At 55.4% G+C, this 15,258-nt stretch carries 10 protein-coding genes; 3 read left to right on the top strand and 7 right to left on the bottom strand.

All coding sequences use genetic code 11. The features are described 5' to 3' along the window. Positions 1 to 5: 5 nt before the first annotated feature. From bcsB to bcsR, 4 genes are read right to left on the bottom strand one after another with little or no spacing between them, the layout of a single operon-like run. Positions 6 to 2,417, bottom strand: a complete 2,412-nt coding sequence (gene bcsB / locus MRY16398_RS01195; RefSeq protein WP_107224345.1) for a cellulose biosynthesis cyclic di-GMP-binding regulatory protein BcsB — start codon at positions 2,415 to 2,417, stop codon at positions 6 to 8. A 25-nt stretch (positions 2,418 to 2,442) separates the two neighbouring features. Further along, complete coding sequence (bcsA, locus tag MRY16398_RS01190) at positions 2,443 to 5,040, bottom strand: UDP-forming cellulose synthase catalytic subunit (protein ID WP_125123740.1); 2,598 nt, start codon at positions 5,038 to 5,040, stop codon at positions 2,443 to 2,445. Then, positions 5,037 to 5,801, bottom strand: a complete 765-nt coding sequence (gene bcsQ, locus MRY16398_RS01185) for a cellulose biosynthesis protein BcsQ (protein WP_079496939.1) — start codon at positions 5,799 to 5,801, stop codon at positions 5,037 to 5,039. The genes bcsA and bcsQ overlap by 4 nt, the downstream gene beginning before the upstream one ends. Positions 5,802 to 5,812: 11 nt before the next feature. Continuing rightward, the gene (gene bcsR, locus MRY16398_RS01180; protein ID WP_039080217.1) at positions 5,813 to 6,001 is read right to left on the bottom strand and encodes a cellulose biosynthesis protein BcsR; all 189 of its coding nucleotides are present in this window, start codon (positions 5,999 to 6,001) and stop codon (positions 5,813 to 5,815) included. Between the two features lie 171 nt (positions 6,002 to 6,172). Between bcsR and bcsE the strand changes: the two genes are divergently transcribed. Genes bcsE through bcsG form a run of 3 tightly spaced genes read left to right on the top strand, consistent with a single transcriptional unit; the run spans position 6,173 to position 9,598 of the window. Beyond that, positions 6,173 to 7,732: a cellulose biosynthesis c-di-GMP-binding protein BcsE gene (gene bcsE, locus MRY16398_RS01175; protein ID WP_125123739.1), complete on the top strand. Its 1,560-nt coding sequence runs from the start codon at positions 6,173 to 6,175 to the stop codon at positions 7,730 to 7,732. Further along, positions 7,729 to 7,926, top strand: a complete 198-nt coding sequence (gene bcsF / locus MRY16398_RS01170; protein ID WP_039080215.1) for a cellulose biosynthesis protein BcsF — start codon at positions 7,729 to 7,731, stop codon at positions 7,924 to 7,926. Before bcsE ends, bcsF begins: the two co-directional genes overlap by 4 nt. Then, the gene (gene bcsG / locus MRY16398_RS01165) at positions 7,919 to 9,598 is read left to right on the top strand and encodes a cellulose biosynthesis protein BcsG (RefSeq protein ID WP_125123738.1); all 1,680 of its coding nucleotides are present in this window, start codon (positions 7,919 to 7,921) and stop codon (positions 9,596 to 9,598) included. The genes bcsF and bcsG overlap by 8 nt, the downstream gene beginning before the upstream one ends. A gap of 126 nt (positions 9,599 to 9,724) precedes the next feature. Here bcsG and MRY16398_RS01160 read toward each other — a convergent pair whose 3' ends face one another. From MRY16398_RS01160 to MRY16398_RS01150, 3 genes are read right to left on the bottom strand one after another with little or no spacing between them, the layout of a single operon-like run. Beyond that, positions 9,725 to 10,723, bottom strand: coding sequence for a glycosyl hydrolase family 8 (locus tag MRY16398_RS01160; protein ID WP_025760133.1), 999 nt, complete (start codon positions 10,721 to 10,723; stop codon positions 9,725 to 9,727). A gap of 8 nt (positions 10,724 to 10,731) precedes the next feature. Further along, positions 10,732 to 11,211, bottom strand: a complete 480-nt coding sequence (gene bcsD, locus MRY16398_RS01155) for a cellulose biosynthesis protein BcsD (RefSeq protein WP_025760132.1) — start codon at positions 11,209 to 11,211, stop codon at positions 10,732 to 10,734. Further along, the gene (locus tag MRY16398_RS01150) at positions 11,211 to 15,251 is read right to left on the bottom strand and encodes a cellulose biosynthesis protein BcsC (RefSeq protein ID WP_125123737.1); all 4,041 of its coding nucleotides are present in this window, start codon (positions 15,249 to 15,251) and stop codon (positions 11,211 to 11,213) included. The genes bcsD and MRY16398_RS01150 overlap by 1 nt, the downstream gene beginning before the upstream one ends. Positions 15,252 to 15,258: the final 7 nt, after the last annotated feature.

Here is a 15,258-nt window from a genome sequence, read left to right as displayed (position 1 = left end):
ACCGCTTACTCGTGATCCGGGTCGAGACGACGACGGCTAATAATACGCAGCAGACGCCACAGCACCCATGCCAGCAATACCACGCTCACCGCGGCCAGAATCGCCAGCAGTACCGGATGGTTCGCCAGCGCATACCAGATACGTTCGAACCACGGCAGATGCCCCACGTAGTAGATGTCACCCACACGCAGACCGTTCACCCCCGATTCACGAATCACCGACACGGAGCCGAAAATCGAGGCACGTTTACCGCTGTCATTCATCGCATCGTTTAACAACTCGTAGCCGCGCGGGCTATCCGCCAGCAGTGCCACCACGCTGCGCTGATCGTTATAAGGCGACTGGAAGCCGATAATGGCCGCCATCGGGCCGCTGGACGACACCGAGGTTTGCGCATCCGCCTGACGATCAACATCATCAGGCGTCACGCCAGGGAACGGCGTCTGGCGCAGCGGCGTTTTCACCCAGCTTTGCGCCGCGTGAACCAGCAGGTCGATACGCTTGTCGTCTTTCAGTTTTTCCGGGAGCGCGCCGATGATCATGATGTCGGCGTCTTTCCCCTGAATCTGCGTACCGTCATTGGTCAATGTCACGTTAATGGCCGGGAAGCCCGTTTGCGCACCGACGGTAGCCAGCGAGTCCAGCAGCGTGGTCAGTTGCCCCTCCGTCGGGGTTGGCGGCACCACAACAATGGTTTCAGACAGGTCAGCCATTCGGGTGAACGGGAAGCCTGCATTGGCAAATGCGCGCAGATCCGGCATCGCCAGGAAATGGTAGTACTTCGAGAAGTCGATGGTGGAATCGTCGCCAATCACCACACGGTTTTGCACCGGCTGGAAGGTGACGCAGTTGTCGATAGTGCCACCCGGCATGGGATTCATATACTGGAAGTCAAAGCGCAGTTGGTTCACCGCCCCCAGTTTCAGCGCCGGAATAGAAACATCGGTTTTACCATCCAGCAGCCCCTGTAACACCGGCAGGCGCAGCAGCAGTCGGTTGGTATCCTGATTGCTGACCAGACTGAAATATTGCAGGAACTGGTTGTTCAGGCTGATATCCATGCGCGAATTGTCTTTGGTCGGCGGCGCGGTATAACGATAGTTCAGGTGCATATCGATACCGTTACTGCGCAAGAGATAGAGATCCGGCGGCAGGTTCAACGCGACATTGATCGACGCCGGTTGCAGCCCCGTGGACTGCAACTGCTCTTCATAGGTTTTCAGTTCACCAAAGGTGACCGCACGGTCAGTGCGTATCCAGTTCGGCGCATCATAGGGTTTACGCGCCAGCAGTGGTTTCACTTCATCAACGGTGACACTGTTGCCACGGAACAACACGTTCCCCTGAGCGATACCTTTTGCCGCCTGTAACAGGTCTTTGTCATCGCGCCCAAATACCACCAGTAATTTCACATAAGGATTGTTCGGGTGGCTCATCATGGTGATGGTTGGGGCGTTCACCGCCGGTGCGTCACGCAGGAAATCCGGACGCTTGTCGTTGGTGGCGAAAATAATCGCATTACGATCCGGCAGACCGTTGTACATGACCGGGAAATTCTGCCCCCGCCAGCCGGTACGCGAACCAAACCAGGAGGCAATGACCGCCGCCGCCTGCTGCTCAGCCAGATCCGGCGCACCGGCGAAGACCATCGGCAGCGTTAACGGACGGGTGTCACGCGGGTCGAAGAACGGGATCGGGAAGTGCGACAGGTCGTTTTGCACGGCCAGCGTCTGGTAAGAAAGTTCCAGCGAGCTACTGCGGCCAATATCCATCCACAGCGTCGTGCTGGCCGGGTTTTCACAGACATCGCGATAGTGACCGACAAACTCCAGCCGCACGCGGTTGAAGTCGGTAATGTAAAGCGGGTCGATGGGCACCTGCGCAAAGGTCTTTTTACCCAGTTGTTCTTTGGTGACCGGCAGCACGCCCATCAGTTCGTCATTCAGGTAGACCTTTAGCTGCGACTGAACCGGCAGCAGTGACGGTGATGGGGTATATTCGAGATTGAGCAGCGCTTTCGACACCACTTCATCGCTGCGCGTGCCGAACTCAATGCCATTGTTCGGGTTGACACCGCGCAGCACCATACTGCCTGGCGGCGGCGCAATCTCAGCAAACGTCAGCTTGACCTCGCGCGATGGCGCATTTGAAAGCGTCACGGCCGGCGTCACCTGCCCTGTGGCATGGCTTCCGGTCGGGGGTGCCGGTTGCGTTTGTCCCTCTGTCGGGGTGGTAGGGACCAGCGTTTCCGATTGTGTTGGCGCAGGCGTCGCGACCGGCTGGGTCGCAGGCGCGACGGCAGGCACGGTGGGGGCCGCTTGCGCCGCCGGGTTACCGGGTGCCGCATACGTCATCAGGGAGGGTATAGCGCTCATCCCCACAGCCACTGCACAAATCCAGGAAAGTTTTCTTTTCATCGCGTTTTCATCATTGTTGAGCCAATCACGTCACGGGGTGCTGTATTACCGCTTCACGTTCCGGGCGACGCGGTATAAACGACACAATCCAGGCAACCAGTATGGTTAGCGACCGGAAAATCATTTTCACAGACGGTGGAGCAAATTCCGCGAGATGGCGATAACCACGGAAGCCCAGTTTTAAAATATCCATTAAGCTTTCCAGTGGCTTATCTTCCGGGAAGCTGTCCTGCCACAACGCCCATGTATCCGCACGGGCAAACGTACACTGCACAAAATCGATATGCTGTTTCGTGGTCAGCGGCATTAATTGCAGCCCCACCTCATTGCCGGAAACGCGCACGACCATTGTCGGGAAGACATACTCTTGTTGGCCGCGTTTTAACAGCAGGCTGACTTTCTGCCCTTCCAGTACCTGGGCCTGGCCGTTGATTTTGATCCCCAGGCCGCCGTCGGAAAAATCATGCACGGTACAGGAGAACAGATGACCGTCTTCGCGGGCGATAGCCGCAGGCATGGCGATCTCCACGCGGTGCGCGCGACGAACCTGCTTGCTTTCCACCGATACCGCCACCGCGCCACCGAGGATAATCAGGTTGTAGAACACCCATGCGATACTGACGAAGACCGTTAAAATCTCGTTTTGCGGGCCGTAGAAATAACGCCAGATGCCCACCAGCACGCCGACGATGTTCAGCAAAACAAGGAAGATATAGGGCCGGGAGATAACCCAGTCGACATACTCTTCTTCGACCAGTCCCCCTTTTGCGGTGACGTTGAATTTGCCCTTGTGCGGGTTAAAGAGCGCCACCAGAGTCGGCGGTGCGATATACCAGGCCAGTACCGTTTCGTAGATTTCACTCCAGAACGAATGGCGATATTTACCCTGAATTTTGGAGTTGGTCAGGCTGGCGTGGATCATGTGCGGCAAAACAAACAGCGCAATCATGATGGCTGGCGCATAGATGATGTAGGCATGCAGCAGCAGGAACGCCAGCGGCGCGGTGAGAAACACCAGGCGCGGGATCCCGGAGAGGAAGTGCAGCATGGCGTTGACGTAACACAGACGCTGCGCCAGTTTCAGCCCTTTGCCGAGCAGGGGATTATCGAGACGGAAAATCTGAATCATCCCGCGCGCCCAGCGGATACGCTGGCCGATGTGCGCCGACAGACTCTCCGTTGCCAGACCGGCGGCCTGAGGAATACGCATATAGGCAGAAGTATGTCCTCTGCGATGCAGGCGCAGCGAGGTATGGGCATCTTCGGTGACCGTTTCCACCGCGATACCGCCAATCTCATCCAGCGGACCACGACGAATGACCGCACACGAGCCGCAGAAGAAGGTGGCATCCCACATATCGTTGCCGTCCTGAACCAGCCCGTAGAACAGAGTTCCTTCGTTTGGCGTTTTACGGAAACGGCCAAGGTTGCGCTCGAACGGGTCCGGCGAGAAAAAGTGGTGCGGCGTCTGCATCATCGCCAGATCTTTTTCTTTGATAAACCAGCCCATGGTCATTTGCAGGAAAGAGCGCGTCGGCACGTGGTCGCAGTCAAAAATCGAAACGAAATCGCCTTTGGCATATTTCAGCGCATTATTGATGTTCCCGGCTTTCGCGTGCTCATGGGTGGTACGGGCGATGTATTCCACACCCACGGTCTGGGCAAACTGACGAAACTCTTCCCGACCGCCGTCATCAAGGATCCAGATTTTGAGTTTATCTTTCGGCCAGTCGATACCCATCGCCGCATAAATGGTGTTTTTCACCACATTTAAATCTTCGTTATAGGTGGGCACAAAAATATCGACCGACGGCCAGAGAGCCATATCTTTTGGCAGCGGCACCGGCTGACGATTAAGCGGCCAGGCCACCTGGAAATAGCCGAGAATGAGCACAATCCACGCATAGGTTTCGGCGAACAGCAACACGATACCGCACACCAGGCTGACCGGGTCATCCCAGTTCAGGGTGGAGGTATAGCGCCACCAGATGTAGCGGCAGGAGACCGTTAGCGACAGGACGATCAGCATCAGCGCGGAGAAACGCCCCGGAATACGACGAACCAACAGGGCCACGCCCCATAACAGCAGCAGGAAAATGAGCTGCGACAGTGGGTTAAACGGCTGGGTAATGCAGACGATCGCCAGAATCAGCGAGAAGGTGATGATGATCCCCAGAATGAAACGTCGCGTTCGCCGGCTGAGATGCCCCAGTTCTTTTTGGTTATCCAGGTGGCGGGTCTGGTCAGAAACGCGGGTGGGCAGAGAATCCAGCCAGCGATGGTAACGTTCGCGCAGCTTATGGACGCGTTCAGGTTTCTGCGCCTGCGCTGCCACATGCTGTGGCAAAGTTGCCAGCAGCCAGAGGACCTGCAACAGATAACGTGCCGGGTCAAGCGGACGCGGTTTGTCCGGATTAATGTGTGGAAACAGCGCCTGATGCTGCTCACGCACCCGCTGCCAGCGATCATTTTCCAGCGGCAGAAACAGCCATGCCAGTGCTACCCAGAAACAGCCGCATGCCGCACTGAACCCCGACGCCTTATTCCGGCGATAAAAGCGGTAACGCTCGCTTAAGCGGGCATATACCGGGGGGGTCAGAAACAAGGCGGCCAGACGACTCATTCAGGCACCCTCGCGTGTTGTTCCCCCGGCGTGGCTGCGGGCGAACAGTGCAGCAAACACCAGTTTGCCAGCGTCAGGATCTCTTCCGCCGCCAGTGAATCACTCCGGTATTCTCCCAACGGCTGTTTGGCTGCCAGACATTCCACCATCGCTTCATCACGGTGGATGAGGACGGGCATCAGGTTGCGCTGGCTTTGAAGCCACACCTGATACAGGTCATCCTGCAATTGGCTGCCAATACGTAAATCATTAATCAGAATGTGCGCGCCTGTCGGCAGCCGCTGTTGGTGCAGGCGCACGTGACAGTTGGTATCCGGTTTCACCACCGCCAGCGTGTGGTCGCAATATTCAAGAAACTGGCGCGCCAGCGGCGAGCAGCCGTGCGGTAAGTCAACCAGCACCCATTGGTAGCGCTGCTGTGCTTTCAGCGCCTGTAATAGCGTCGTTAGCTGGCCCGGGGGCTGATATAAGAGGTGCTGGTTTTCCCATTCGGCATCCGTCAGGCGGCCAAAGGGCAGGATGTCGATGCTGGAGGTATAACGCAGGCCCGCGTCGCGCCAGTCTTTGCCGTCCAGAAGCGCGCGCGCCCAACCGTCGGCGTGGTCGAAATCAACATTAAATGAGAGGCGCAGGAGGTTATCGGGGCAGGCGTCAATAACAAGTACCGATTCCCCTAAAAGTTGTAATGCCCAGCCAAGCGCCGCGGTAATTGATGTGGTGCCCACACCGCCGCGTACCCCTTGTAACCCCAATACAGCCATCCACGGCTTCCTTATTGTTGACGAGCAAATTCTGCCAGCAGGGGCCAACGTTTAATAGCCGCCGCCAACTGTTCTCGTTGGGAAATATCGGCATAATCTATTTCGGGCAGAGAAAACACCTTACTGAGCGCCAAAAAATCATTTTGAAACGTATAACCCAGCGTCGAATCCATCTGAGTTTTAGGTTCATCGTTATGCATTCAGACACGACCCTTATAATCAGGAAAAGATTGCGTACATTCTTAGTAAGGTATTTGCGACGAAATTCGTTTACATGCTAAATCTGATGTTCTTTAATTTCAATGTTAGGTTTATTTCTCTGCTTTCGCTAGTAAACTGAGATACAGATAAATTACGCGTAGAGGGACACCGTGGACCCCATATTTTCTATTGGCATCCAGTCGCTATGGGACGAATTACGTCACATGCCTGCCGGCGGCGTCTGGTGGATTAACGCCGATCGCGAAGAAGACGCAATTAGCCTTGTTAATCAAACAATTGCATCGCAATCTGAAAACGCGAAAGTCGCGGTTACGGGTATGGGTTATGATTTGCAGAACATCCTCAGATTAGAATCCGATCGCGGCCCCAAAAAAATACAACTTTTTTCCATGCCAAGTCATGAAAAAGGTCTATACTTTTTCTCCCGCGATTTACTTTGTTCTATTGAACCTGAGAATTATTTACTCATTTTGCTGTGTGCAAATAACGCCTGGCAGAATATTTCGGCAGAGAAATTACACCACTGGCTAATACGAATTCATGAGTGGACGAAATATCATAACTGCGCATTGCTGGTAATAAACCCTGCAAACAATAGCGACAGGCAATCATCAGTATTGATAGGTAAATACCGTTCATTGTTCGGTTTGGCTAGTTTGCGTTATACAAGCGGAACGCATCTTTATGATGTGGCCTGGTGGTGTAACGACAGAGGCGTGAGTGCCCAGCAACAACTTATTCTTGAACATCGCGATGGTCACTGGCAATTAGCGAAGCAGGAAGAGGCCTCCGTCCAGCCGCGCAGTGATGAAAAACGAGTGCTCAGTAATGTCGATGTGCTGGAAGGGGCGCCCGCGCTTTCTGAACACTGGACGCTATTTAAAACCAACGAAGGAATGTTTGACGAGGCGCGAACCAGCCAGGCCGCGACCCTTATTTTCGCCCTGAGTCAGAATAACCAAATCGAAACCATTGCCCGTCAGATTCATACTCTGCGCCGCCAGCGCGGTAGCGCACTGAAGATTATCGTTCGTGAAACCAGGGCCAGCCTGCGCGCCACCGATGAACGTTTGCTGTTGCGGTGTGGCGCAAACATGGTCATCCCCTGGAACGCCCCACTCTCCCGCTGCCTGACGCTTATCGAAAGCGTACAGGGGCAACAATTTAAACGCATTGTGCCGGAAGATATCTCTACGCTGCTCTCAATGACACTGCCGCTCAAGCTGCGCGGCTTCCAGCCGTGGACCACGTTCTGCGAAGCGGTAGCCAATATGGTGAATAACACGCTGTTACCGCCAGACGGCAAGGGGGTACTGGTGGCGCTGCGCCCGGTGCCCGGTATTCGCGTTGAACAAGCGCTAACGCTCTGCCGCCCGAACCGTGCCGGGGATATTGTCACCATCGGCGATAATCGCCTGTTGATGTTTTTGTCGTTCTGTCGTGTGAATGATCTCGACACCGCCCTTAACCACATTTTCCCGTTACCTACAGCCGACATCTTCTCTAACCGCATGGTGTGGTTCGAAGACAACCAGATTGCGGCCGAGCTGGTGCTGTTGCGGGAAGTCGGGCCGGAAAAATGGGGCAGTCCGCTGGCGGGTACAAGCGATGAGCCGAAAATCATGAATGCCGAGCATGACGGGCAAGTCTGGCGACGTATCCCCCAACCCCTGCGACTGTTAAGTGAAGAGACGGGGAGCGCATCATGATGTCCATCGCCGATATTATTGAACTCGTTATCCTTTGCGCGCTGATTTTCTTCCCGCTGGGCTATCTGGCACGCCACTGGCTGTACCGCATTCGTCTTATTGCAAGAATAATGTTTATTAAACCTCGCTACGTTAAACCGGCCGGCATATTGCGTCGGGAATCGTTCGTCAAGGCAGACCGAAAACATGACTAATCAAACGCTGACGCCTTCCAGACCCTCGACGCTGTGGCAACACTGGCGCGGTTTATCCGGCTGGAATTTCTATTTTTTGGTGAAATTTGGTTTGCTGTGGGCGGGCTACCTTAATTTTCATCCATTGCTGAACCTGGTGTTTATGGCCTTTTTGTTGATGCCATTGCCAGGTCCGGGCCTGCACCACCTGCGCCACTGGATTGCCCTCCCGATTGGTTTCGGCCTGTTCTGGCATGATACCTGGCTACCGGGTATCGATAGCATTATGAGTCAGGGCTCCCAGGTGGCAGGCTTTAGCGCCGATTACCTGCTCGATCTGGTAACGCGTTTTATTAACTGGCAGATGATTGGCGCGCTGTTCGTGTTGCTGATCGCCTGGCTGTTCCTGGCGCAGTGGATACGCGTCACGGTATTTGTTGTCGCTATTATGATCTGGCTGAATGTGCTGACGATTGTCGGCCCGGCCTTCACCCTGTGGCCGCAAAGCACCCAACAAAACACTCTTGCCACAACGGGCGGTACGGTGGCGCCGACCGTCGCGAATACCGCGGCAACACCCGTGGTGGGCGATATTCCGGCACAAACCGCGCCGCCTACCTCAGAGAACCTGAATGCCTGGCTCGCCAGTTTCTATGCCTCCGAAGAGAAACGCCAGACGCCGTTCCCGACACAGTTGCCGGCAGATGCACAGCCTTTTGATCTGCTGGTTATCAACATCTGTTCGCTCTCCTGGTCAGATATTGATGCCGCAGGTTTGTCATCGCACCCACTGTGGTCACATTTCGATATCGTCTTTAAGCAGTTTAATTCGGCCACTGCCTATAGCGGCCCGGCGGCCATTCGTCTGCTACGCGCGAGCTGCGGTCAGACATCGCATAAAAATCTCTACCAGACAGCCGGCGCCCAGTGCTACCTGTTTGATAACCTGGCCAAACTGGGCTTCACCCAACAGTTGATGATGGATCACAACGGCGTGTTTGGTGATTTCCTCAAAGAGATCCGCGACAACGGCGGCGTGCAGGTGCCGTTGATGAATCAGGCAGGCTTGCCGCCGGTTCTGTTGTCGTTTGATGGCTCCCCGGTCTATGACGATACCGCCGTGTTGAACCGCTGGATGGAGAACGAGGCGAACAATAATGGTCAGCGTACCGCGACCTTCTATAACCTGCTGCCACTGCACGACGGTAACCATTTCCCCGGCGTGCGCCAGACGGCGGATTATAAAATTCGCGCCCAGAAATTGTTTGATGAACTGGATGCCTTCTTCACGCAACTGGAGAAATCCGGGCGTAAGGTGATGGTGGTGATGGTGCCGGAACATGGCGCGGCGCTGCAGGGCGATAAGATGCAGGTTTCCGGCCTGCGTGATATTCCAAGCCCATCAATTACCCACGTCCCAACGGCAATCAAGTTCTTTGGTATGAAGGCGCCGCATGAAGGGCCTGCGATTGAGATCAATCAACCGAGCAGCTTCCTGGCGATATCAGAACTGGTAACACGCGTGCTGGATGGCAAGATATTCACCGAAGATCGTGTGAACTGGGATCAGTTGACCAGCGGCCTGCCGCAGACAGCGCCGGTTTCAGAAAATGCTAACGCCGTGGTGATTCAGTACCAGAATAAGCCGTATGTTCGGCTGAACGGCGGCGACTGGGTGCCCTATCCGCAGTAGATTATTTCCCCTCGCCCTGGCCCTCTCCCCAAAGAGGAGAGGGGACCGTTCGTGCTCGCATTTTTGTGGGGATTCCTCACCCCTCAAGGGAGAGGGTGAGGAGACATCACCAGGAAAAGCGGAAAATTACTGTTGCTGCTGTGCCAGCCAGACCAACATTTTCAGACTGGCAGAATAATAATCATCCTGTGCGTTGATTTGCGGCTCGCCAGACGTTTGCCCCATCGTCAAATCACGTACCGCCAGCAAACCGCCATTCATATTGTACGGGGCGGTATCGTTGGTTGTAACGTTCACCCAGGCCGGGGTGCGGCTACGATCATAACCCTGCCACCAGTTGCGCCACGGCGTCAGCAGCGAACTTTGCGGGTTCCACCATGAGAGATACAACGGAATACGAATGGCGTCGAAACTCATGCGCGGCGGCCACTCTTTAGCAGGGCTCAGTTTGCCATCCGCCGACAGTGATACCCAGTCGGTAGGCAAATGTGATTGACCCCAGCCCATTTTGCCAAGCAGCGTAGTGCTATCACGGATCAGATCATTCCAGACCACCAGATGACTACGGTTGGCGAACGCTTTCCATGCCGGGAAGATAAAATAGGACGGGTTCAGGTTCACATAACTGTTGAGATTGAACCCCTTCGCCCCCGGCAGCATCACCCGATAACCCGCATAATTGATCACCGTATGTTTAATCATCGCCTGGGTAATGGCATCCGATGCGGTGGCATAGCTGTTATCATTCCAGCGCTGACTGGCTTTTAACAACGCCCATGCAATTAACGCATCGCCATCTGTTGCGTCATTCTTATCGGCAATCGGATCCGGCTCGACGGGATTAAAACGCCAGTAGAACAGACCATTGTCCTTGTTCCTGAGCGTCTTATCTGTCCATCCCCAGATGCGGTCAAACGCCGCTTTATCATTGCTGGCCACCGCCATCAGCATGGCGAAACCCTGGCCTTCCGTGTGAGAGACGTTTTTATTGCCGGTATCAACAATACGGCCATCCGTCATCAGAAAGCGCGCTTTGTACGCTTCCCAGGCCTGTCCCGCCTGTGAAAACGAGGAAAAAAGCACACTCACCATCATCACCATCATGGCGAAAACGCGTTTAAACATACTCAGACTCATTGTGGGTTAGCGTAGCGGAACACAACGTCCGATACGGAGTAAAGCCGTTCGCGGCTAAAAGCGAGATGCGATTGCCCGCCCTGTCCCTGCAGCCAACGGGAATAAAGCCCTTCCAGTATGGCGCAAAATGCGTAACACCAACGCGTCTGGCTGTTCTCATCCCGGGAAACCGGTAACCCCTGATGGCGGAACGATAATCCCTCTTCGCTGGCATCAATATCAATATAGCCCCAATTAAACTCCGCAAGCAGCGCGTTGATGTTGGTTTCGAGTTCGCCAATGGTTTGTGAGGCAGGCAGAGGAAAACGTTCCGCCAGCGATGCCCCCATCTGGCGCAAAAAGGGTTGGCTTTCCGCTTCCCCTACGTTTCTCACCATGCCATCAACCATTACCGACAGCAGGTCAAACCAACCGGCTGGCGTTTGCTGCCGTTGAAAATAAGACAGCAGTAAAGGATTAGCCGTACTCGACGTCATTATTTATCTCCCAACATATAGCGGAACCAGATCCCGGCAGTACTTTCGTTATAGTCGCCAAAGGTGTCGTAACCGACCTTGCCGCCGACGGTCATGTTCTTGTTCAGGTTGTAATCAATCCCTGCCCGGAAGGTATAGCCAATCCCGTTTTGCGATTTGCTGCCATACTGCGCTTCTTTTGCAAAACCAGTTTTCACGTAATCTGTTAAAGCGCTTTGCATTGCGGAGTCTGTCGGGAAGTAATTGCTAGCATCCTGGGTGTAGGATTGATACCCCACAGAGCCTCCAAGGCTAAGCTTCCAGTTGTCAATTTTCTGTGAAAAATCAACTGGTAATGACACGCTGACATAATTTTGGGGGCTAAAATAGCCGCCCTGCCCGAAAGTGAAGTAACTGAGGTTTTTCGAGAAATCCATCCAACTGACGCTTAAACCTGTTTGCAGTTGACGGAAATCATCATGCCATGGGCGCAGATAGACTCCGGCGTCTGCGTTCATACTGGTGTTGCTCGCCACATTTTCACCAATGTAACTGTAACCACCACCGCCAACGAAGAAGCCTGCGTCACCGTCGTCATAGCTTAATTGCACGGTACCGCCGTTTTTAGTCACCTGGCCCCAGGTTTTGCCTGAGTAAGCGTCTTTCAAACCAACATACGAGAGCAAACTATCAGTCACGGCGCGGCGCTCGCCGGTGAAGATCAATGAGAGGTAGTTAGATAACTTAGGTGACCATTTCACCCCACCGACCAGTGTATTCAGATCCTGGCCCAGCGGCGTGCTGCCAATATCCAGGCGATAGCTGTCACCGCTAAGCGCCATATTAAGCTCTACACCGTTCCCATTTTGCGAGTCTGTTGAAACATCGCCTGGCTGCGAGACGTCAGCCTTTAGTGAGGAACGGTTCAGATAGTTTCGTAGCGCCCCCCCCTCTGCGGCATTTAGCGCGGCAAGGTTCGTCAAACCTCTCGATGTGAATTGACCAAAATCGGCCGAAGAGACCTCGCTAAGCCCATCCAATGCAGCGGCAGCCGGATGCAACGCCAAATATTGCGCTTTCTGATCTGCTGTCATGCTCGCCAGCGAATTGATCTCATTATTGATTGTCGATGCTAAATTTGATGCCGCATTCGCCAGCGGGTTCGAGCCATAGCGTCGCCAGGCATCGCCAGAAGCACTCCCGGCACTCAGGGTGATCGGCGTGGCGGTAAACTCGAAGCGCGACTCACCAAACGGCGAACTTGACCAGGTCAGCGGCGTTTTGGCTTCGGTCAGTTTACTGGTGCCCGACTCACCGTCACGGCCACGGATATCGACCTCGCCCTGCAACCACATCCCTTTCTTCTCATCAAGCTCCTGCATCATGTTATCAACCTGACGCAGCGTGCGGCTTTGCGCGGTCTCGACCGGCAAATCGGTACGGGTTGTGCCCGGTAAACTGCTCCCCGGCTCACGAGCCACTTGCGCGACCTGCCACGGCAGAATAGTGCCGTACAACGCCTGTGGAGAACTCGACTGCGGCGGCGTTTTACTGGTAGTGGTAAACGGATTATCTGCCAACAGTATGCCGCCAATCGTCGGCGTAGCCGCGCTGTTAGACGACTCCAGCCCCACCAGCTTGCCGCGTGCGCTACGTAAGTAGGTCATCGCCTGCTGGTGGTTGCCTTTTGCCTCTTCCAGACGCGCCAGCAACAGCATACGTTCTGGTGAGCTGTCGCTACGCAGACCGCTGGCAAGGGTAGTAGCTTTCTGCACGTTATTCTCGGACAGCGCAACGTCGATAGCCCCCACACGCGCCGCCTGATCCTCGGTATCACGGGTCATCAGGTAGTCGTAGAGTACGCCCGCTTCTTTGTTCATTTTGCCTGTCTGGTACAGACGGCCCATGGCGAACATCAAATCGGTGTTTTGCGGGTCGCTTTGCAGCGCACGGATCAGCTTGTCATACGCCGCGGCGTAGTTGCCCTCTTCACGCAGTTTGTCGGCTTCATTAATCACGTAGCCATTGCGGATACCCGCAAGCTGAGCAGGCGTACTGCGCGCCTGTAGCTCCGGGTTCGACATCAGGGTTTGCGCTTCCTGAGTGAGCCCCGCCTGGTTCAGTACCGCTATCTGATCGGCATAATCCCCGGCGTTGCCTTCTACGCCATCTTTAATACTGTTGCGCACCAGCGATACGGCGGTGGTGATGTCACCCGAACGGGCAAGCATCCGCGCCAGTTTCCCTGCATCGACCGGGCTTTTCGGCGGCTGACTGGCCAGCGCTTTCAGCGTATTGGACGCCGCGGTCATGTTCCCTTGTGAAAGGTAACGTTCTGCCGTTGCCATTTGCAGGTTGTAATTCACACTTTCCGACAGATCGCGCATCTGGCTATTACGGCTGGACGGCGGAATACGCGCCAGCAGAGAGTTGGCCTGCTGCCAGGCCCCGCTTTCGCTGGCATAGAGCGCAGCGGCGTACAGTGAATTGCTGTTAGCACCATCGCGACCCGCCGGGATCATCACCGTGGCCGCTTCACCTTCCTGTCCGGATTTTTGCAGCAGGCGGGCAAGGTCGAGACGCAGCCACGGATCATCCGGCACGCGGGCAACGCCCTGGCGCAGTACCGAAATCGCCTGGTCAGTATTACCGGCCTGGACCAGTTGCTGTGCCTGACGGCGAATCGGATCGCCAGGCGCCCCCGCGACCACACGCGGCTGCAGTTTTTCCTGCAGGCTGGCGGGTAAAGTACGCAGCATCGCCTGCGCTTCTTCCGTTTTATTCTGGTCGCGCAGGACGTAATAGAGGTTTTCCCGTGCCGGGGCGTTCTGCGGCTGCTCGTTGAGAAGACCTCGCAGGGTCTGTTCGGCCTGCGAAAAGTCTTTGTTCTGCCGCAGTACGGAAGCACGGAACAGTTTTCCTGCCGTGCCACGCTCCCCACTCTCTTGTGCCAGCGGGGCCGAAAGCGCCAGCGCCTGGCTAATATTACCCTCTTTCAATGCCTGCTGCGCCTGGGCGAGCTGGCCGTAAAACGCCGCGTCTGCGGCCTGATTTTTACGCTCATCAGAAGCATCCCCGCCCTGACTGGCTGCCCGATTCAGGTACTGTGCCGCCGCTTTGTAATCACCGCTACGCTGGGCGATGTAGCCCATCCCGGCAAGGGCGTCAGCATCGTTAGGGTTGGTTTGCAGCACCTGCTCAAATTTGTTTTTTGCCGCACTGTTATCACCGCTATTCAGCGCGGTATAGCCCGCGCCTTTCGCCGCGCCGCCGACATTTTTACGGTAATAGTTCTGGACATCAGTATCCTGCGGATGCCGCTGGAGCCAGGTGTCGTAGAAGCGCTCATCGCCTGCCTGCGGCCCCAGCCATAACAGCGCCTGACGTAACCCGTCATCGGCCTCTTTACTGCCGCTGGCCATCGGTTCGAGCAACAAAATGCCGTCGCGGCGCGTCTCTTCACGCCAGGTCAGGATTTTGCCGAGTGCAATGCGCGCAGAGGTATCCTGCGGGTTATGCATCACGAAATTTTTCAGTTGCGACACGGCCTGCGGATAAAGGGTTTTGTCTCCCGCCATCGTCTGGTAGTACTCAGGGACGAGGCTGGGTGGCGGCGTATCGCCGTTAAACATGCTGCGCCAGGTCGCCAGCGCCGCCGGTACGTTACCGCTGCGCGCCTGCTGGCGGGCAAGGCTCAATTGCCCCTGCGGAACCTGCGTCAGTTGTTTGGCATTATCCAGCGCCTGCAACCCCGGATCGTCAGGAGAAACCTGCGCCAGCCGCGTACGCCACTGGGACGAGACTTGCAGATCGCCATTTTGCTGCGCCCATAACGCCATCAGGTACATCGCCTGGGTGTTATTGGCATCCACCATCAACACTTTACGCAGCGACTCCATCGCCAGGTCATCGTGGGATTTCTCATGCCAGTAATTCGCCTGGTCAAATAAGGCTTTGAGCGCGGCATCATTCGCGGCGGCATGAGCCAGCCCTGGTATACCGAAAGTGAGCGCGCTGGACAGGCACAGCGTCGTCAAACGGCGGGCGGTTTTTATCATCATTCTTGTC

The organism is Phytobacter sp. MRY16-398 (genome assembly GCF_003925915.1).
GTDB lineage: Bacteria > Pseudomonadota > Gammaproteobacteria > Enterobacterales > Enterobacteriaceae > Phytobacter > Phytobacter diazotrophicus.
Note: the sequence above shows the minus strand (reverse complement) of the source record. Positions and strands in the feature narration are given on the sequence as shown.